The sequence below is a fragment of the Lachnotalea glycerini genome (assembly GCF_003201285.1).
Taxonomy (GTDB): Bacteria; Bacillota; Clostridia; order Lachnospirales; family Lachnospiraceae; genus Lachnotalea; species Lachnotalea glycerini.
Window position 1 is genome coordinate 113,144 of sequence record NZ_QICS01000013.1, and the last position, 19,795, is coordinate 132,938.

Genomic DNA, 19,795 nt, shown 5'->3' on the forward strand with positions numbered 1-19,795 from the left:
ATTGCAGTATATGAGCTTTTTATTAAGATACAAGGAGGGATTGAATGGCAAATCAAGGACAAGTAGACAATTTAGTTTCTTTATTAGATGGATACGCACAAAAAGGAGGGCATCATCTTAATGTAAATGTCTTTACAAGAGATACTCTTCTTGATGCACAAAAGCATCCTGAGAAATATCCTCAACTAACGATTCGTATATCTGGTTATGCAGTTAATTTTAATAAGCTAACCAAGGAACAACAAAATGATGTGATTTCACGTACTTTTCATAATGCAATGTAATAAAACAAACATGATATAATTTAAAATATCAAACAGCCATCACCTGCTGTAGACATTGAAAGATTTACTTTCTTTGATACAGCGAGCGATGGCTTTTTTGAACTTCATCATCCTTATTCACATGCTATTTTTTTCTGGTGTTTTTAAATCTCATAGGCTATAATATGTTTGGGAGGAATGTGATATGTCGAATAAGCTACCGTCTTATTTATGTGTATATAATCAATTGAAAGAAGAAATTTTGAACGGTAAATATAAGATTGGTGAAATGCTTCCAATTGAGAGTGAACTGGAAAAAATTTTTAATGTAAGCCGAATTACCATTCGAAAGGCAGTTAAAATGTTGAATCAAGATAAGCTGGTTCATGTAAAACAAGGCTGTGGTACAATAGTACTTGATTATAAAGCCACTCAAAATCTTAACCATGTTGTATCTGTAACAGAAACCTTGCGTCAAAAGGGCTACGCCGTAAGAACCAAAAGCATGCACATTGATGTCATTTTGGCTCCTCCTGAAATTGCCAGTTGTCTTAAAATTGCTATAGGCGACAAGGTAGCACGTTTTCAAAGAATTCAATTAGCGGATGAAAAGCCTATTGTAATTATGAAAAACTATGTACCAGAACATCTTGTGGTTGGCGTAAGCGAATATTGTAATAAATTCTTAGCTTTGTATCAATTCCTAGAGGACACCTATCAGATTAAAATTGATGGGGCATCTGATCGGATATTTGCTAAAAATGCTAGCTTTGAAGAGGCTCAAATGCTAGAGATTGAAACAGGAGAAGCCCTTCTTTGTATTCAAAGAACCTGTTTGTTCGAAGGTAACCCTGTATGCTTGGATGATGTTGTTATTATTGGCAAACATTACGAACTGACGACAAATATGAATGGACGATATCGAGGTGATTGATCCAATGAATCCTGATTTCCTTAGGAATTTAAACCGGCATATAGATATTAGCTGTGTACATAGCACACACACACTGTCAGATATTAATGATATGATTTCCATTTCAAAAAAATATCAGTTTATCAGTGTCTTTGCAATGCCCTGTTATACTCCCTATCTCATTTCTCAATTAAAGGAGGAACCTCTCATCAATGTAGGAGGAGTTGTTGGTTTTCCAACCGGATGTGACACGATAGCGTCTAAGGCCGCACAAGCAAAAGAGCTTGTGAATATGGGATGTAAGGAACTTGATATGGTTATGGCATATGGCCTTTTAAAGTCAAAGGACTACAACTATGTATCAGAGGATATTAAAGCTGTTGTTTCTGCCTGTAATGGGCACCCCGTTAAAGTTATTATTGAAACCTCTTATCTGAATGATTATGAAATCAGCAAGGCTTGTGAATTAGCCATTCAAGGCGGTGCTTCCTTTGTCAAGAGCGGAACAGGCTGGTCACCGAATCCCACAACAGTTCATGCCATCAAGATTATGAAAGAGGCGGTGGGCGAAAGAGCTTTGATCAAAGCAGCCGGTGGTATCCGTACCCTGTCTGCCGTAAAAGAATTGGCGGAACTGGGATGTGAGAGATTTGGTATTGGCGTGGCCTCTGCTGTTTTGATTATGAACGAAGCAAAAGGACTGAACACCTTTTCGTGAACCGCCCTTTTGTTTACTGTAATATTTTATTATAAAAGCACAACCGGCTTAATCAAATCTCTTGGCTTATCTTTCATCAGCATTAAGGCATCTTCCACCTTTTCAAAACCATTGAATTTATGAGTAATTAATTTACCTGTATCTAATTTACCTGTTTCCATTAAGGACACTAATTTCTCCATTCTAAGTCTTCCTCCAGGCATAAGACCTCCGGCTATTATTTTATGTCCCATACCGCAGCCCCATTCAGCACGAGGGATCTTCACATAATCACCCTCACCAAGATAATTTACATTTCCAATTCTTCCGCCTGGCTTTAGCATACGAATTGCCTGAGCAAACGTATCAACGTCTCCGCCTGCTATAACAATCTTATCAACACCTTTTCCCTTTGTCTTTTCCATAATCTGTTCTACGATATCACCTTCACGGTAATTTATAATATCAGTTGCTCCATATTCCTTGGCTATCTGAATACAATTTGGTCTAGAACCAACTGCATAGATATGTGATGCACCTCGTAAAGCTGTACCTGCTACTGACATAAGACCTACTGGTCCAATCCCAATTACAACAACCGAATCACCAAACTGAACATCCGCTAATTCAACGCCATGAAAGCCAGTCGGCACCATATCGGAAAGCATAGCTGCAGCGGCTAAATCAATTCCCTCTGGCAAAAGAGCAAGATTTGCGTCTGCTTCATTTACATGAAATAATTCTCCAAAAACACCATCTTTGAAGTTTGAAAATTTCCATCCTGCAAGCATTCCTCCTGAATGCATCGAATAGCCTGCTTGTGCCTCAAGTGAACCCCAGTCAGGAGTTATAGCCGGAACAATTACTTTGTCACCCGGTTTAAAATCCTTGACCATAGAACCAACTTCTACGATTTGTGCCACTGCCTCATGACCTAAAATCATATCATGACGATCTCCGATTGCTCCTGCCCAAACTGTATGTACATCTGAAGTACATGGTGAGAGTGCCAGTGGCTTACAGATTGCATCAAGTGCACCACATGTTGGTGCTGCTTTCTCAATCCAACCAGTTTTTCCAATTCCTAACATTGCAAAGCCTTTCATATCCTATCTCCTTTTCTATTTACATCGTTATTTTTTTGTCATAAATCTATATTAACATATAATGTTTTTATAATCAATTCTTGTCTTATTGTAATTATGTATAATCTTTTTAATATGATTTTATATGTTTTTTCTAATTTATGATTTATTCTATTATCTTTTAATTTTTTTAATATAAATTTATTGATTTGAGTGCAAAAGTGGTATAATAACTTTCAAGATATCAATCTAAATTTATGTTAAAAAAATATCATGATACTAGAATCAAAAGGTCATGTGTTTATTCTTGCATGAAAAAACATGACTTTGGAACCCAACATATCATTACATAGAGAAAGAGTAATTCATTTTATTAAAGGTTGATAGGATTAATACTAAAGCAGGTCAAAGAATTTTTACAAGCACCATGAAACACACGAAGCAATGAAAGGACATTTATAATGAAAAGTAAAAATATCATCGGACATATCACCTCATTTTTAACAATTTTTATCTGGGGTACTACCTTTATCTCAACTAAAGTACTTTTGCAGGATTTTACACCTGTTGAAATTCTCATGATCCGTTTTCTGATGGGTTATATTGCATTGTGGCTCGTTTTTCCACATCATCTTAAGGTGATTAACCCAAAACAAAATATCTATTTTGCTGCAGCCGGTCTATGTGGAATAACTCTTTATTATCTCTTTGAGAACATTGCACTGACTTATACTCTAGCTTCGAATGTTGGAATTATTGTATCCATATCACCCTTTGTTACAGCAATATTTAGCTGTATTTTCCTAAAGGACAAGCGTCCTGGAATACGCTTTATTATAGGTTTTTTGATTGCAATGACTGGAATTTGTCTGATTAGCTTAAATGGCAGCAAATCTTTTGCTATTTCACCGATTGGAAATATTTTGGCTATTCTGGCTTCAATCATTTGGGCTGCTTATTCTACCTTAGTTAAAAAAATCAGTACCTTTGGCTATCATATTATCCAAACAACAAGACTGACCTTCTTCTATGGTATATTGTTTATGCTGCCCTGCTGCTTTGTACTAGATTTTAATCTTCATGTTTCTCAATTTATGAGCATAACCAATTTTTTTAACCTTTTATTTCTGGGACTTGGAGCCTCCGCAATATGCTTCGTCACCTGGAGTTTTTCTGTTAAGACATTAGGAGTTGTTAAAACGAGTGTTTATATTTATATGATACCTGTCATCAGTGTCATAGCTTCTGTTTTAATACTTCGTGAGCCTGTTACGTTAGTTTCCGTATTTGGTATTTCCCTTATCTTACTCGGCCTGTTCTTATCAGAAAGCAGTAAAAAGGAAACGGCTCCAAATTCCCCTCAGACTTCATGGTAAAATTTTTTACATAGATTGTTCCATTTGCAATCTTTACAAATCATGTCTCTTTTATTAACTGACAAGATATTTTGGAGTACTGCCCTTTCAAAATCTTTCCAATGAATGGTTATGCCGCTTTCCACGGAGCAATATTGTAAAACTTTACTGTCATATACACTGACTTTATTTTGGTCTACACATTGATTATTCATTAAATAGTTAGGGCATTCACTGCAAATATCATCACCATAGTCTATGACAGTAATAATCGGGTTCTTATTTAAAGCAGCCGATATATATTTCATATTTTCAACAAACGCATCACTATAGCCATTCCCGCAAAAATATTGCAGACACATTGCATGGTGTGCACGTATTTTATATTTTGGCATACCTTTTAACTCCTTTTAAAATTTTAATGCAAGACTAATCAAAGTTGTCATTACTACTTTTGTATTTTAAAACATATCATTTCGATTGTCAACTTGTGTAATTATATTGGTTAACGTTTGAGTTTTAATAAAATATAATTGCAAGCTTAGATTGTTTACTTTAAAATTAATATGATATCCCAACTACATTAATATTAATAATTATGATAGGAAAGTGTGTTCTTATGAAAAATGACCGTTTATTTGCAATTACCTATACTTTAATTAATAAAAAGACTGTAACTGCTTCTGCCTTAGCCAAACAATTTGACGTTTCCGTCAGAACGATTTACAGAGATATTGATACACTATCCGCCAATGGTATTCCCATTTACTGTACGCAGGGTAAGGGGGGTGGTATTTCCATTCTGGAGCATTATTCCATTGATAAAGCTCTCCTGTCCGATGCAGAGCAAAATCAGGTACTCATGGCACTTCAGGGTGCTAATATTACAGGCCAGCTTGATTTGGATAATTCCATTACTAAACTTGCTGGCCTGTTTCAAAAAAGTGCTGATAATTGGATTGAAATTGACTTTTCCGGCTGGGAGCAGAATGAGTCGGATAAAGAGCTTTTTTCTAAGATTCGGATTAGTATTCAAAATTCAACTGCATTATCCTTTACCTATTATAATAATAAGGGCGTGCAGTCCAGACGCATTGTAGAGCCATATAAGCTGATTTTTAAAGGTACACACTGGTATTTATATGCCTATTGCAGGACTCGAAATGATTATCGTTTTTTTAAATTAACTCGAATTGAAAATCTTCATGCCTTAAATGATGATATATTTTGTAAGAAAAATAGTGTTCCTGCTTCCTCAGATTATGATTCCTCCTTAACTCAGAGCATCTTACTGCACCTGCGCATTGACCAGTCAATGGCATTTCGTGTTTATGATGAATTTAGAAATGCAACGATTGTACAAGAAGGCAATACATTCTCTGTAAAAGCTCTCATACCGGATACCCCTTGGCTTATCAACTATCTTCTTGGATTTGGAAACGCGCTTGAAATTATAGAACCTGATGACTTTAGAGAAGAATTTAAAAGTAAGGTGGAAGAAATTTTAAAGCAATATTTATAATATGACAAACAGTTGTCAAGTTTCTTCTGTTATCCTTTCTTTATCAAAGAAAGAGAGGTATTTAATATGAATTATGAAATTGTTCAATTGGAAGAAAAAATAGTGGTAGGTCTAACTGCTCGTACCAAAAATTCAGATACTGAAATGCCAATGATCATTGGTGGCTTATGGAATCGTTTTTATCAGGATGGTGTATATTTCAAAATAGCAGATAAGGTAAACGAAAAAGCACTTGGAATCTATTCAGATTATGAATTGGATGAACATGGTGAATATTCTGTAACCGTTGCCTGTGAAGTAAGACAAGCTTCGAACATTCCAGATGCAACGATAACCAGAATAATCCCTGCTGGTAAATATGCTAAATTCATTGTACACGGTCATGTGCAAAAAGCTGTATCTGATTTCTGGAATGAATTTTGGCAGATGGATTTAAACAGAAGCTATCAATATGATTTTGAAGAATATCAAAACAGCGATATGGAAAATGCAGAAATACACATTTATATTTCATTAAAATAATAAATGCTGAAAATATAGTATCAGCACAAAAAGTCGAACATTTTCTGTGCTGATACTTTAAATCAAACTTTTATTCACGTAATCTAAGCTTGCTACACAGTCTTATTTATTACAATTTCTCCTGACTTTTCCAGGGCAAATTTAGCAGCAATAGGACCAATGATAGAATAAATAAAGGTAGAGCATAATATGATGACTCTAATCTGCGCCGCATAATCGGGTACCATTTTACTGGCTACTACAATTAAACCTAATGCAACTCCCGCCTGTGGCATTAAAGTGGGGCCTAAATATTTGCATATCTTGTCCTCTTGCTTGGTAAGCTTACCACCAAGCCAAGCTCCAAACACTTTGCCTGCGACACGCAGTACAACATATAAGATTCCAATCATACCAATAGCCGGAAGCGCTGCTATTTCAAAACCTGCACCCGAAATTACGAAGAAAATCATAAAGATTGCAGGTGTAAAATGATCCACAATCTTGACTACTCCATCTGTCTCAGCATAAATATTAACAAGAACTGCTCCTAATGTCATACAAGCAAGTAATGCCGAGCCATGAAAATATTCGGCCATCCAATAGGTTAGTAATACCACTGCTATGATAATACATTCTCTGTTCGATGTTTTTTTAAACCAACGAAAGATTAATTTCATAAACAGGCTTGTAACCAGACCTATGATGAATGATATCATAATTTCAGCAACAGGACTCAAAATTGATATAAGAATATTGGTGTTTAGATTAGAAGACATCATTTTTACTATTGTTGTAGCAAAGCCAAAACCGATTAATGCCACCGCATCATCGATCGCTACGACACTCAGCAGTAGAGAGGTTAACGGACCTTTCGCTTTATACTGATTAATAACCATGATTGTTTGTGCCGGAGCCGTTGCCGCAGCAATTGCACCTAACATTATCGATAATTTAACATCAAATCCGCAGATAATTAATACAATGGTAACAATAATAACTGCTCCCATAGCTTCACTAATTGCTATTATGATTGGCGCAATACCAACTTTTCTATAATAGTTTAAATTGAATTCACAACCAATCGAAAAAGCAATGAAAGCGAGAGCAATGTCAGATATGACTCCAAACCCGTCTACCATGCTGCTTGGAATTAAATTAAGCAAGGATGGTCCAAGTACAAGTCCTGCAATAAGATAACCAGTAACATTTGGAAATTTTAAAAATTTTGCCAGTCTGCCAAATAATAAGCCTGTTAATAACATAAGTGCCGTTTCCACTATAATTCTATTTTCCACTTTTGTATATTCCTTTCACAAAATCTATTGGCACACTAAATACAATCCCTGTATCCTTTTTTGAAAGATCTCCAACAACTGATTCAATTGCTTCCACTGCGCCCTCTAACTGATTGTCCTCAATCACAGTTAAAATCAGATTGCTTTTTTCTCTTTCTGGATATAAAAAAGCTCTGATAGAACCTAAAAACGGAATTTCATCATTATCATGCTTATTGCATAATATTCTTGCCATACCCGCACTGTCAACAACTGTAGCGCCATTAATATTTCGTTTGACAAATTCCATTAATAATTCATCTAGTTTTTCTGTTTTGTTTAAAACCAAAAATAATACTTTCATTGGATTCTTTCACCCTTTCTTTCATATATAATTTACTTGACAATAGATGCAAAAGATAATCTTTGCATCTACCCTTTCTATTTATTTTACTCCTCTGATTTTTAAATTGCAAATTTGGGTTTGTATCTATTTAAATACATTTATTATCATAACAAAACTAACAAAAGTATCTCACACACTGATTAGTATCATGTAAATCGGAAAATTTTAAAATACAACAAAAGCATTCCATAATGTATCAGTGATTTCACTTACACAATACGGAATGCTTTATTTATTTCAATATAGTTTTCTCTTCCCCATAATTTTCTCATATTAAATGAGCGATTATTTAATTCCAAATACCTTCCATTCTAATATACCTGTAGAGTAGCTTCCATTTGATACCAGCTCTAGTCTGATTGCCTTTGTTGATACTTCTTTAAATGTAGTCGTATTATACTGGTTGGAAACTATTCCATATCCTGAAGCATTCTTTACTTCTCGCCACTTACTGCCATCCAGATATTTTATCTTATAAGATTTTGGTACATCTATACCTTGTCCGTCCGCGAACCAATATACGTCACACTGAGATATGGTATAATTGTCACTAAAATCGTACTGAACCCACTGTGTGCCAGTCTGCGGCCAGTTGCCGTACACCTCATGCGCTCTGTCGTTTGAGCTTGTTGGAGCGTAGCCATCATTTAAAGCATTGATACTCTCCCAATCGGAACAATAGGAGGTACTTTTTGTTGCCTTTAAAGCTATATTATTAACTTTATTAATGACTCCGCTTGTAGCAATTTTTATTTGATACGGATACTTTGTGCCGACAGCGTTAACATCATAAGATGTTAAATCAAGCATCGTATCTGGCGTAGCACAAACAACTACATATGCCTTCTCTTCATCCCCTTGTAGTGTTATGCTATTACTGCCGCTGTTCCACATAGTCGAATACCTTGTCTCACCGTTTGTTGTCTTTGTCACTATGCTCACACGATAATCCGCACCGGATACCGAGCTGTCTCCTTGAAACTGGATAGTTACTGTTTCACTGCTTAAATCTATATCAAGCGGTATGATATTATAGCCTCCCTGCTGAGGTGCTTTTGCATCCGTAACTTTTAGCCATCCATCACTTGTGCTTTCTAGTGTAGTATAGATTTTACTGTAATTTGCACTATCCTTTAATAGTTCATTTAAATAACTCATATAACTGGATTGTCTGTCAAAATCCAACGTAACCATTCTTCTTGCGTATCCACCCAGCATGTCTTTTGTAGAGATTCCCGATATTCTTTGAAGCTTATCAAACATAAGCTCATCCGTGCTATCCCGAAACATCTTAACCATAAGCTCCATGCCTAATCCTGTCATGTGATCCGGATTCTCTGATACGTACACCAGAAACGGCCATGCATCATAGTAATTCTTCATGTGCGGAAAATAGCACTCTGAATTTAGTATGATTGGTTGGAAGAAATCAGAGGTTGGTCCATAAATGGTACTTCCATATTTATAATAGGTACTTCCTAAATATTGATCCCGAAACCAGTTTGCCGTAACTTCATACCATGGTGATGACACATTGCCTCGTTGGTGTAAAGTTATTGCATGCGCATATTCATGTGGAATAACCCAGCTTGGCGGATCAACACGCATTGCCCCCGGCTGCACTGCCATATAGGCAAATCCGTCCCTGTCATTTGACATATAAGCCCAGTTATCTTCTATCTTAGTTAAGCCTGTTTTGTTTATATAGAGATTTGTTTTGTAATGTGTACTTGAATTAACATTACTATAAATGGAAACACTTGTATCGTAAAAACCCAATACATTAACATAAAAGTCTCGTATTGACTCTAAATTCTCAAGATTTCCCCTTACTAATTCTTCTGTTACTGTCCCCGTTTCATAATTATTTCCCCAAATAATCTGAAAATGTTCTGACGAAAGTCTGTTTACCGAACTATCGTCCAAATCATAGAAGCCATCTCTTGTAACATAAGTGCTCTCTGAAGAAGATATTGCTTCGGCTGCTACTGCCTTTATATGGTGTGTACCGCCTATCATTGCTGCAGATAATACAACTCCTGCTAAAAACCGCAATGATTTTTTTAAATTCATCCGTTCTCCCCCTTATACTTTGGTGCTTATAACGTGGTATGCATACATTCTATCTATATAGACACCCAAATTATATACTACAATTCAATATATTTCAACATATTTTTCTAACAATATACATATTTTTCTATTTCTTTGGTACTTTAGTCATAATTTGTCAATCAATTTGTATGTAAGCATTTAGAAGCTACTGTTATCTTAGTTCAAAATTAACTGTAGTGCTATCAGAATGAACTGCCATAATATCATCATAATAAATGTTTCCTTGTACTCTGCCGTCTTTGATAGCAGCGCTATCGGCTATTGCATTAACCCAAAGTCCGATGGATGTAATGTTACTGCAATCGTTCAAAAGACCTCCTGTTGGTTTGCCTTCCGTATCACGTTCGCAGAATGTTGCAAACGGTATCGTAATAAGCATGGGTGCAGTGCTAATCCTATATTGTTCATATTCATTTAAATAGGTTTCATATACTTTCCCATTTGCTGTAAGCTGTATCACTACCTTTTGATTGTTTCCATCCGGTATGGTAAAAAATTGAAGTGCATTACAATCTGACCAGTCTGCTTGCTTTGTAAGCGTAGCACCGGCCCATCCATTACTTGCTTCATCATAGTTGAATTTCAATGCATAACTGCCGGAATTAATTTTCTCTTTTTCATCTGATAAAGACAGTGATATGGTGTCTCCTGTATTTTTATTAGTTGACCATTTCTTGTTAAGTATGGAATCCTCACCGCTGTAATTTTCAAAATTATCGACGCAATACGGATCCTCCACCGCCTCAGGAATATTAAAAATTGTGTTAATCGTATCATTTGATACACCGTTAATCAAGAGTTCTATAGTGCCTGTTTTTTCACCTAATGCCTTCAATATATCACTATTAATGTTGGCACAGTAGGTCACTTCGTCTCCTGATGCTTTTGCTGTAAGTGTCTGTTTTGTTGCTCCTGTCAAAACAAAGGTAACAGCATCTTTTTTCTTTGCATTGGTTACCCTTGCAGTAATGGTAACGTTATCCAAGATTCTCGATCCGGAAACAGGTGAAGTAATATAACCGATTGCGTTTTTTGTGGTTGCTTTTGCTTTTATATTAATATTTTTAATATCATTATTTAATATCTGCTTTTGATCGGCTGCAAAAATTGTAGTTGGATCGTTATAATATTGAATAAAATAATCAAGCATTTCATGACCGTATAAGCTTTTATCCTCATTTATGGCTTTTACATATGGCGTATAAAAACCATCCTTTTCACTAAAGTTTGCCCACACTAGAAAATAAGAAGCATTGGAATTAGCTACCATGGCTTGTACTTTCTGGTACCAGTCTTTAGCTTTGTTTTCACTTTTATGTAAAGCTGTCTGATTATCTGCATCATCTGCCACACTGGTTCCTACTCCTGTTTCCGTCACAGCAAATAGTTTTTTATGCTCCTTTGCAAAGGCTTCCACAATATTTAACTCATTTTGAAAATTCGTATACCACTGAGTATTATCTTGGGCAGGGTCTATATTATACATGTCAAAACCTATCATATCGACATAGTCATCTCCCGGATAGCGCAAACCATATTGTTCGGTATTTTCTGCATCACAGCTAGGTCCATAGACATAGATTAAATTGTGTATCTGTTTGATATCCCTTAGATATTCCACTGTATATTTGTAAACGTTCTTATAGGTAGCTTCATCACAATAGGCAGCTCCCCACCAAAACCAACTCCCCGTATTTTCATGAAATGGACGAAATAAAATAGCTCCTTCTACCTGACTTGCATAATCAGCAAGCATATCAAGATATGCTGTATAAATTTCATTATATTTGCCTCCCGGCATAAGCTGATTCATAACATCTCCACCTATGGTGTTTGGTGTATAACCTGAAAAATTATATTTGGAATAGGAATTGATTCCATCATAGCTACCCGACTCCTGCACGAATGAAAAGTTTGGCATATGTGCAGAGAGTGTAATAATAGCTCCGTTTTCAATATTATAGTTCGTCAGCTTTGCCGCTGCCTCTACATTTCCTGCTGCTGTTTCCGGAATTTTTTCTCCACCTATTGTATTTCGTAACTCGCTATTATACCGCGATGCGCTGTATTCATTTCCTACTAATGATAATGCATCAATTCCGATTACTCCACTGTAGGAACCTGTTATATCATAGGTATCTGAGCATGATAATGTGCTATCTCCTGCTTTTTGATGTGTGTCACTTTGATGACCAAATATGGCACTTGAAGATTTTCCTACTGCCTCTAAATAGGCATAAATTTGCTTCACCTCGTTTGTTGCATTTACGTCTACCAGATTAACTTTACTTGAAAGCTTTGTGCTTTGAGCCTTTCCATTTAAATCATAAGTAATCAATTTTTTATTTTTTATTGCCAGAACGTCCAAAGCCTTAATTGATTCCGTTGAATTTACATAAATATCGTCGGCACGCCATCCCTGTGTATCCTCCGCTGCGCTGCCTTGATTTTCAAAACTCATAGCAATCCCGCAAGAAGATACAAGAACTGTCAAAAAAATAGAATAAATTCTTTTTAATGTTTGTTTTATCATTTTTTCCCCTTTTCAATCTTATTTTATACTTTTATACCCCTGCTTTTTAATGATATCATAATTTTATTTTTTTATAAATACAATTCAAAAACAATTTTGCTTTTTATTTTACTTTTAGTTGTTTTTTTTGTAATTATTGTGTATTTATACTTTCAATTTGTTAAATTCTATTAATTAAGTTGAATACTTGTATGAAGAATAATATAGAAATACTCAAACGTTGTTTACGCTTTTATTACAAAAATCCTAAAATCAATCTGATAAAGTAAGTTACTTTTTATTTTGTCGATTTTAGGATTTTATTTTAATTAAAAGTAATTCAACTATTAAATTACTATCCTACTCGTTTCCACATATAACTTGTAATATAGGGTTGCAAATTACTAAATGCTTCACCATTTCCGGTAGCACCTGTATTTCCTGATATAGTCATATTGTGAGATGCCATATTTTTTGCTTGTAGGGTTGTAGTCTCACTTCCGCCAATCTTTTGGGAATCAATATAGCTGCTATTATTAGTATCGACCCCGATTAAAGTTCGTCCCTGCGCAAATCGCTCCCATGTTCCTCCTATAAATTCAGCTGGAGATACATTGTTAATGCTTAAATAAATTGATCCTATGGGATAAATCTTATCAAGCAGTGTAGCTATATTTACACTTGCTACTCCATCTGAAATTTGTAGACCCGAGCCGATTTTAATGTGCCCTAAGGTTGTTTCTGTCGCTATTTGATTAATATGTTCACTTAATACTGTAATTGCTTTTTTAAATTTTCCCCACATGTTACTGTTTGTATCTGTAATATCAATTTGAGTCAATTCATCAGGTTCAGTTATTTCTGCTATTTTTTGTGCATTTACATGAATATCTGTGTCACTCAAATGTTCCTCTAATATTGATACATTATTGTTAAAAGGTTCTACATTATAAATTTCCTCACTAATTGGCATTTTTAAGCCATGATTTGTTATTTGCATATTCTTTTCTCCTCGATTTTTAATAAGTTTTACGTTTCCATATACAAATAACATTTTTTACGCTGTTCAGTAAGCTATTAATCTGTACTAAAATTATAACATTACATGATGAATCATTACGTATCATGTTTACTTAAGCGCAAATTATTTTGATTTATATCTGCCTAATGCTATATACTACATTGTAATAGTGTATGTCCCTGTTTTACACTAAGAAAGCATTCAATAAGTTACAGATTCTATATAATTATATCTATCTATATCTTTCATAGTAGTCATAGTAGAAATATATTCCCAAGAATTTATAAAACTTTTCTTAAATAATTTATCAGAAATCTGTTTACTTAAATATCTATCTGTTTGTTTTTTTGAATAAGCTTCACTTCTATATAAATTATAAATTTTATTAGTTAAACTAATGACATTGTACTCATACTTATATTTATCTGGACCTCTTTTATAATCTCTTCTTTTACTCCTTTATCTATCAAATATTTTCTTTGTAATCTAGAGTGTTGCAAAACATATACATTATTTTTACTTTTTAAAATACATATTCCATTTTCTTGTTCCCTTAATAAATGTTCACATTTGTCCTTACTCCCATAGGCTTGATAAGCTTCTTCCATGGAGTACTTATTTGCAAAATCTTCTACAAATGGTCCATGGTGAGTAATACAGCATGGAATATTATCAGGATGAAATTTAAGTTAGTTATATAATAAAGTCTACGCTTACGTCTATTTTTATCAACTTGTTTTGCTAATTATATTACACATAATTCCTATGTACAAGTCAGCATCAACACTCCTTAATCCCCCACTCATGAGTGACTTGGCCGCTTGGTGCATTGAATTTAGTCACGCAGTGACTTTACTACTTGCATTCGTTAGGATTGCGTTTTTATCATGGGAATCTAAACTTTTATAAGTTACCACAATAAGGCCTTTCTTATGAAATTGAAAAAGGCTGCTATATTTTATCATAACAACCTTTTGATTAATTATATTCTTTTAGTATAATCTAAGCAAATCCAACCTGCTCCACTTTTTAAATAACCCCAATTTGAAATCGTTTTAGTAATAGTATAAACACCCTTATCTCTAATACTTCCTACTTGGTCGTAGTCTGTCCCTGCTCCTTTTCTTATCCTTAAACTGTCTGCTGTTACTTTTACTTTGAATATGTCAGTAGCTTTACTTTTATCTGCTGCAATAGTTGTTTCTTTTGTTTTCAAAGTATTTGTACTGGATGTATTGGCAAGATCTGTATAACAATGTGATATATCTACATTCCCACTAATTCCTGCTACACTCCCTTTTGATGTATATTGCCACATATCCGTTCTGTGCGTTGCCGTACAAGTACTTGCATACTGTGCTACCCATACATAATAATCCAAAAGCTGTAACACATCCAGGTTACTCTTAAACCAGCTCGTAGAAGCATAAACTCCGGAAAGATAACCCAGTTCTTTTATTCGTATACAAAAAGCTTTGCAGATATCCGTTCGTTGCGCTTTACTCAACTTGTCTGCTCTGCCATTATTATTTTTTTCTCCCGATAATTCTGAATCATAGAAAATTGGAAGTGATATATCATAATCCTTAATCTGATTTACCGTATATTCAGCTTCCTCAATTGCTTCGCTTTCATTAATCGCTTGTGACATAAAATAGATACCTGCAGGAATGTCATTAGCAGTTGCACCTTGTATATTACTTAAAAACATATTATCCTGCTTGATTGTTCCTGCTGTATATCCCCTATATGCAATTCTTATAATGGCACCATCACAGTCTACTTTATCCCAATTAACAGTTCCATTCCATTGTGACACATCAATCATTTTTTTATCCATATATATTAACCTCTTTCACCCTTTAACTTATAAAGTCTAGTTTATGTGTAAATCATTCATTTTATCTCTAGCTTTACTAAAAAATAGTGCCTTATAGACTTATTATTAATGATACGTAAATATATACTAAGAAAAGCTTATACATTATAGTATAAACTTTTCAATTTGAGATATTATTTTAACACACTAATGAACACTATTTTAATTTCCAACTGCAATCCAGTAATACGCTATTGGAACACTTTGATTACTCAATATTGTAAAACCTGTTTTACTTTTATCCGCTACCGCATAATCAAATGCTGAATTATTATACTTAGGTAATTGAGCATTGTTCACACCACATTCTGCCGTAACAATAATAATAGGTAAACTAGTAAACGGAGTTGAAAAAGTTACTGGTATGTTAACATGATCGCCTATTGAACTGACTGATGTTGAAATTCCACTTTGTATTTTGAATCCACCAGATACAATACGAGCCATTTTGTACGCACCAATTTGCGTGCCTGATAGTGGAAGCCAATTATACTCATCCGAAAAAAGAGTAACTGCTTGATCCGGATCCATTGTCATTGTTGTTGCATAACCAAAACTGCTATCAAAGAATGAATTTACCAAAGCTTTTAAAGTTAATGTATATTTACTATTATTCCAAATGGTAAAAGTATTCCCTCCAATCCCAACCGGATTTGGTAATGTAAGCGTGTTATCAGATGTTCCTTTATACTGTATAAATCCATTTAGCAAAGTATTTGGCACAGTAGCGCTCGTTAAATACATAATACTTTTGGGGTTATCTAATTTTTTAGCTAAATTAACGTTTAATGTATTGTAAGAATCATAAACAGCCTTTGAGCTTGCTCCAACTCCTGCTGATGCAGCGCCGTCACTTGAAACGTAATTATCACTTAGCTTAACATGACCATAGCTTGATGCATTTCCTACTCCATATGTAGTTGCTGTTGAAGCATGGTTATTGGGTGCCTTATTTTCATTTAAACTTTGCCCCATTGCTGCGGAAAGTGCTGTTGTAGAATCATCAGTTTCTAAATTATCAGCAATTTTAACACATGTAGCTCCATCCTTTTCCGTCTGTAAGCCGGTTCCAATCTTAATATGCCCCAAGATCGTTTCTGATGCAACTGTATCGACATGGTCATTAAGTACACTAATTGATTTCTTAATCTTACCCCATATTGTACTATTGTTATCTGTACTATCAATCTGACTCAGTTCATCTGGCTCTGTAATACCGGCAATTCTACCTGCATTTACATGAACTTCTGTATCACTTAAATGTTCCTCTAAAATATCAACATTATTTTGAATAGGCTCTATGTCTTGGCATTCTGGTCTTTTTAATCCGTTTCCTGTAATTTGCATATCTCTTTCCTCCTGTTATTAAAAAAATATAAAGTTTTTATAAAAAACTTATGTTTTTTACTATGAATCACATTTTATCCGCTGTTCAGTCAGCTATTAATCTGTAATTAAATTATAACATTGCATGATATATCATTGTGTATCATGTTAAAGTGATATTGCTTAATCTTTCGGCAACGATAGAAAAAAGAACCCCCCCTTAAGGAAGCTCTTAATTATTATTCTATATTTTAATTAGTATAATAACTAATCTTTACCGTAGTCTTGCTAACAGACTCGTCATACTCTATTTTAAACCGCCAAGTACCCGTATGACTCCAGTTATAAATCTGAGTAGCCCCATTTTTCGCATAACGAGTTGGCTCAGCTGTGGAATTATTCCAAGAATTATTACTTGAATCATAATACTGCAATGTAACCCGCATTCTATTTCCACTATAAAATGGTGATGCATTTACCTCTATTGATATACCTTGTCCGTTCATATTAAATTGATTCGTATAAATAGTGTTTGCACTACCAAACGATTGAGTGAAAGATTTCCAAGTGCCCGCATAACAGGTTAATGAAAACAATAGTGACAGAATCAAAGTTAAACAAACTATACCCTTCAATTTCTTCATAAAATACTCTCCTTTTTTGTTCAATTTCTATATTGTCTATTTATACAAACACTTTATCATAATATATTTATTTTGTAAATTCTTTTTTATATACTTTTGATTGTGATGTCTAAAAACTGACCAAAAACCTGAATTTTTGCCTAAAGCATATAAAGAATCAAATGATTCGGACAGCAGAAATAATTCCTTAATTTTATCATTTATATTTCTGCTGTCCCTGCATATTTTATCTAAATCTTAAATCCTGCAATTACTATCCAATTATATCCATCTGACATAACCAATAATGTCTCATTTTGTTTTAATATATATTGTTTAGTGTTTACAGAAGTACCTGGTCCACAAAAATAACTATCTGGTACTGCCAAAGTTAAAGTACTAAGTCCATTATTCCAAAAAGTTAAGGCTTGACCATACCTATTCGCAGAAGTAGGTAATGTAAAAGTTGCCGCTTCTGGACCTGCATATTGAACAAATCCATTCAAAAGTGAACTTGGGATCGTTTGTGAGATTTTATAAATAACGCTAGTTGGCTTATCAAGTTTATTATTTAATACAGTGTTTATTTTATTATAAGCATCTGCTACCGCTTTTGAACTAGCCCCAACTCCTGTTACTTCAGCTCCTGCGCTTGTTGTATAGTTATCACTAAGCTTTACATGACCATAATTTGATGCATTTCCTGTTCCATATGTAGTTGATGTTGACGCATGGTTATTGGGTGCCTTATTGTCCTTTAAACTCTTTCCCATTGCAGCAGACAACACTGTGTCTGAATCATCTGTGGTTAAATCATTAGCAATTTTAACACTTGCCACATCATCCGTCATTTTCAGACCTGTTCCAATCTTAATATGTCCTAAGGTAGTTTCTGATGCTACTGCATCTACGTGGTCATCAAGTACGCTGATTGACTTCTTAATTTTCCCCCACATTGTACTATTGGTATCAGTACTATTAATTTGACTCAACTCATCCGATTCTGTAATCTCTGCAATTTTACCTGCGTTTACATGAATATCTGTATTACTTAAATGTTCATCTAAAATATCAACATTATCTCCAAAAGACTTGATGTTAATTTCCTGAATTTCTGGTTTTTTTAATCCATTTCCTGTTATTTGCATATCTTTTCCTCCTAATTTTTAAATACGTTTTTTATGTCAAAAATACAAATAACATTTTTTACGCTGTTCAGTCAGCTATTAATCTGTACTAAAAGTATAACATTACATGATGTATCATTACGTATCATGTTTACTTAAGCGCAGATTATTTTGAATTTTAACTGCCTAATGCTCTGAGACTATTATTACTGGCAATAGTTCAATAAATAATTAATCCTCCGCCTATGCTTACTATTAAATAAAAGAAGAGCTTTTACAAATAGGATTGACCGATTTGAAAAAGCTCCATGTATCATTCTTAATTTAATACTTGCCGTCCCTCTACATTCATATGATAATTTTCTTTCATAATTAATTCAGAAATAGGCACTAACTCATATCCTTTCTCCTGTAAGCCGCTAATCAATGAATCCAGTGCCTCCGCTGTGTACTTCGCTCCGTTATGACACAGTATAATTGATCCATTTCCAAGATGCTTATGCGTGGTAACTCGCTTTATAATATCATCCACACCATAGTTTTTCCAGTCTAGTGAATCAACATCCCACTGAATTGGATAGTAATTCGCTTCATAGGCTGCTTCAATTACAGTATTATTATAATCTCCGTAAGGTGGTCTGAATAGTAATAGGGTATAAAATGATTTTAATAATTTCTACAAACATTTTACCAATTCTTTCACCGATAATTTATATATACAAAAAAGAGAGCCTGTTAAGACCCTCTCGTTTGCCATTATTAATATTTTTATAGTTTCTTTACATAATCCAAACAAATCCAACCTGCTCCACTTTTTAAATAACCCCAGTTTGAAATAGTCTTAGTAATAGTGTAAACTCCTTTATCTCTAATACTTCCTACTTGGTCATACTCTGTCCCCGCTCCTTTTCTTATTCTTAAACTATCTGCTGTTACTTTTACTTTGAATATGTCAGCAACTTTACTTTTATCTGCTTCAATAGTTGTTTCGTTTGTTTTCAAAGTATTTGTACTGGATGTATTGGCAAGATCTGTATAGCAATGTGATATATCTACATTTCCACTAATCCCTGCTATGTTCCCTTTTGATGTATACTGCCACATATCTTTTCTATGTGTTGCCGTACAAGCATTTGCATACTGTGCCACCCATACATAATAGTCTAAAAGCTG

Annotated in this window: 17 protein-coding genes and 2 pseudogenes; 6 read left to right on the plus strand and 13 right to left on the minus strand. The window is 34.3% G+C overall.

Translation table 11 applies throughout. The features are described from left to right. The first annotated feature begins 44 nt into the window (after window positions 1-44). The 3 genes from grcA3 to deoC all read left to right on the plus strand — a co-directional run bounded on the left by grcA3 (window position 45) and on the right by deoC (window position 1,894). On the plus strand, window positions 45-284 hold the full coding sequence (gene grcA3 / locus C8E03_RS18290; protein WP_094376455.1) for an autonomous glycyl radical cofactor GrcA3: 240 nt from the start codon (window positions 45-47) through the stop codon (window positions 282-284). Window positions 285-468: 184 nt separating this feature from the next. Beyond that, on the plus strand, window positions 469-1,197 hold the full coding sequence (locus C8E03_RS18295) for a GntR family transcriptional regulator (RefSeq protein ID WP_094376454.1): 729 nt from the start codon (window positions 469-471) through the stop codon (window positions 1,195-1,197). Window positions 1,198-1,201: 4 nt separating this feature from the next. After that, window positions 1,202-1,894: a deoxyribose-phosphate aldolase gene (gene deoC / locus C8E03_RS18300; protein ID WP_110291792.1), complete on the plus strand. Its 693-nt coding sequence runs from the start codon at window positions 1,202-1,204 to the stop codon at window positions 1,892-1,894. A gap of 29 nt (window positions 1,895-1,923) precedes the next feature. Here the strand turns inward: deoC and C8E03_RS18305 are convergent, their stop codons facing one another. Beyond that, window positions 1,924-2,979: an NAD(P)-dependent alcohol dehydrogenase gene (locus tag C8E03_RS18305; protein ID WP_094376452.1), complete on the minus strand. Its 1,056-nt coding sequence runs from the start codon at window positions 2,977-2,979 to the stop codon at window positions 1,924-1,926. 440 nt (window positions 2,980-3,419) lie between these two features. Between C8E03_RS18305 and C8E03_RS18310 the strand changes: the two genes are divergently transcribed. Beyond that, a complete protein-coding gene (locus C8E03_RS18310; protein ID WP_110291793.1) occupies window positions 3,420-4,334 on the plus strand; it encodes a DMT family transporter in 915 nt (304 codons plus the stop codon). On the opposite strand, the gene C8E03_RS18315 is transcribed toward C8E03_RS18310, so the two are convergent. Continuing rightward, a complete protein-coding gene (locus C8E03_RS18315) occupies window positions 4,319-4,708 on the minus strand; it encodes a DUF1284 domain-containing protein (protein WP_110291794.1) in 390 nt (129 codons plus the stop codon). The two genes, C8E03_RS18310 and C8E03_RS18315, sit on opposite strands and share 16 nt — an antisense overlap. A 224-nt stretch (window positions 4,709-4,932) precedes the next feature. Between C8E03_RS18315 and C8E03_RS18320 the strand changes: the two genes are divergently transcribed. After that, window positions 4,933-5,835 (plus strand): helix-turn-helix transcriptional regulator, encoded by a 903-nt coding sequence (locus tag C8E03_RS18320; RefSeq protein ID WP_094376449.1) that lies wholly within the window; start codon window positions 4,933-4,935, stop codon window positions 5,833-5,835. 66 nt (window positions 5,836-5,901) lie between these two features. Next, a complete protein-coding gene (locus C8E03_RS18325) occupies window positions 5,902-6,357 on the plus strand; it encodes a GyrI-like domain-containing protein (RefSeq protein WP_110291795.1) in 456 nt (151 codons plus the stop codon). A gap of 92 nt (window positions 6,358-6,449) precedes the next feature. Here the strand turns inward: C8E03_RS18325 and C8E03_RS18330 are convergent, their stop codons facing one another. The 11 genes and pseudogenes from C8E03_RS18330 to C8E03_RS22090 form a co-directional block, all read right to left on the minus strand. After that, window positions 6,450-7,634 (minus strand): cation:proton antiporter, encoded by a 1,185-nt coding sequence (locus C8E03_RS18330; RefSeq protein WP_242993641.1) that lies wholly within the window; start codon window positions 7,632-7,634, stop codon window positions 6,450-6,452. Beyond that, window positions 7,624-7,977: a hypothetical protein gene (locus C8E03_RS18335; RefSeq protein ID WP_094376447.1), complete on the minus strand. Its 354-nt coding sequence runs from the start codon at window positions 7,975-7,977 to the stop codon at window positions 7,624-7,626. The genes C8E03_RS18330 and C8E03_RS18335 overlap by 11 nt, the downstream gene beginning before the upstream one ends. A 327-nt stretch (window positions 7,978-8,304) precedes the next feature. Beyond that, window positions 8,305-10,092 carry a DUF6055 domain-containing protein gene (locus tag C8E03_RS18340; RefSeq protein ID WP_170123060.1) on the minus strand — a complete coding sequence of 596 codons (1,788 nt, stop codon included), beginning with the start codon at window positions 10,090-10,092 and terminating at the stop codon, window positions 8,305-8,307. Between the two features lie 193 nt (window positions 10,093-10,285). Continuing rightward, the gene (locus C8E03_RS18345; protein ID WP_110291796.1) at window positions 10,286-12,667 is read right to left on the minus strand and encodes a glycosyl hydrolase; all 2,382 of its coding nucleotides are present in this window, start codon (window positions 12,665-12,667) and stop codon (window positions 10,286-10,288) included. 334 nt (window positions 12,668-13,001) lie between these two features. Further along, on the minus strand, window positions 13,002-13,646 hold the full coding sequence (locus C8E03_RS18350; RefSeq protein ID WP_110291797.1) for a phage baseplate protein: 645 nt from the start codon (window positions 13,644-13,646) through the stop codon (window positions 13,002-13,004). A gap of 1,003 nt (window positions 13,647-14,649) precedes the next feature. Next, the gene (locus C8E03_RS18360; protein ID WP_110291799.1) at window positions 14,650-15,507 is read right to left on the minus strand and encodes a GH25 family lysozyme; all 858 of its coding nucleotides are present in this window, start codon (window positions 15,505-15,507) and stop codon (window positions 14,650-14,652) included. 201 nt (window positions 15,508-15,708) lie between these two features. Then, on the minus strand, window positions 15,709-16,893 hold the full coding sequence (locus C8E03_RS18365; protein ID WP_110291800.1) for an H-type lectin domain-containing protein: 1,185 nt from the start codon (window positions 16,891-16,893) through the stop codon (window positions 15,709-15,711). 230 nt (window positions 16,894-17,123) lie between these two features. After that, entirely contained in the window at window positions 17,124-17,516 is a 393-nt protein-coding gene (locus C8E03_RS18370; protein ID WP_094378337.1) for a hypothetical protein, read from the minus strand. Between the two features lie 230 nt (window positions 17,517-17,746). Beyond that, entirely contained in the window at window positions 17,747-18,643 is an 897-nt protein-coding gene (locus C8E03_RS18375) for a hypothetical protein (protein ID WP_110291801.1), read from the minus strand. Window positions 18,644-18,941: 298 nt separating this feature from the next. After that, a pseudogene (locus tag C8E03_RS22875) lies at window positions 18,942-19,274 on the minus strand (polysaccharide deacetylase family protein); the annotation flags it as partial. A 116-nt stretch (window positions 19,275-19,390) separates the two neighbouring features. Further along, window positions 19,391-19,795 (minus strand): annotated as a pseudogene (locus C8E03_RS22090) (hypothetical protein); the annotation flags it as partial.